Below are 1076 nucleotides of genomic sequence, written 5' to 3'. Positions count from 1 at the left end.
TGGAAGGTGAACTGGATGATGGACACCCCTGGCTGCCGGGGTTGTGGGTGCCAGCACGCCGTTTCCGCTTCCGGTTTCATGCCTCACTGTCTGAGCTGCTTGTTTCTCATAAAACGCTGCTGGCTGCCCGTTTGTTACCGGAGGAAGCGGTCACCTGGCTGTCTTTAGTGCCCGGTGCGTGGCAATGTCTGATGTTGCATCTTGGCGGGTCTCCTTCTTCTGTTCCGTTGACGGATTTACTGCTTCAGTCAGCAGCTGAGCAGGTGAAATCGCCATTGCTGAAGCCGGTTGAATCTGCTGAAGAGAGGGCGGCTACCGCTCATCCATCGCCTGCTCCGGTTACTCCGCTTGTCACACCGATGACCGTCCCAGCACCTGACACCCGCGATGATACCCGGACATTACTGTCACTGTTTCAGACAGCGGAGTGAACTTTGGGTGGGAAATAATACAAATGATAACAATAACGATTTGAAATTGTTCAAACGCCCCGTATCAGCGTCAGAATGCCTTGTTTCAGCAATGTACAAAAGGTCATTATATGAAAAATAAAATAATTCAACGTGTTAATTAATTTTTAGTTTATTAACAGGACGTGGCTGTACCGGGACACAACTTGACACACTAAGGAAACAATCATGTTCAATAATGAGGAAAAAATGGGTTGGGATGAATTACTGGAAGAATACTTTTTCTCGCATATGCTGCGACCGGCTACGGAGTGGAGTTATCGCAAGGTGACCCGGGTTTTTATCGGATTTATGGGGGATACGGTGTTACCGGAGCAGGTGACTCACCGTGATGTACTGCGGTGGCGGCGTCATCTTCTGACCGAGAAAAAACAGTCGAGCTACACCTGGAACAATAAGGTGGCCCACTTGCGGGCGATTTTTAATTTCGTGATGGAAAGAAAACTGCTGCCGCTCACTGAAAACCCGTTTAACGAGGCGGCGGTGAAAAAAGAGAAGAAGACAAAGAAAATTCTGAGTAAATCCCAGATAACCCGCCTCTATCTGCTGATGGGACAGTATGAGGAAGAGGAGCGCAGGCAGGTGACTCCCCGGGGAGGGCGCTGT

General features: G+C 49.6%; 1 protein-coding gene and 1 pseudogene. Both read left to right on the top strand.

The features are described from left to right. Positions 1 to 431: pseudogene (locus tag Xind_RS19585) on the top strand (TraI domain-containing protein); the annotation flags it as partial. Positions 432 to 638: 207 nt separating this feature from the next. Continuing rightward, a partial coding sequence (locus tag Xind_RS19580) for a phage integrase N-terminal SAM-like domain-containing protein (RefSeq protein ID WP_187650946.1) occupies positions 639 to 1076 on the top strand: 438 nt, incomplete at its 3' end.

The sequence above is a fragment of the Xenorhabdus indica genome, assembly GCF_014467235.1.
GTDB classification, from domain to species: Bacteria; Pseudomonadota; Gammaproteobacteria; order Enterobacterales; family Enterobacteriaceae; genus Xenorhabdus; species Xenorhabdus indica.
Note: the sequence above shows the minus strand (reverse complement) of the source record. Positions and strands in the feature narration are given on the sequence as shown.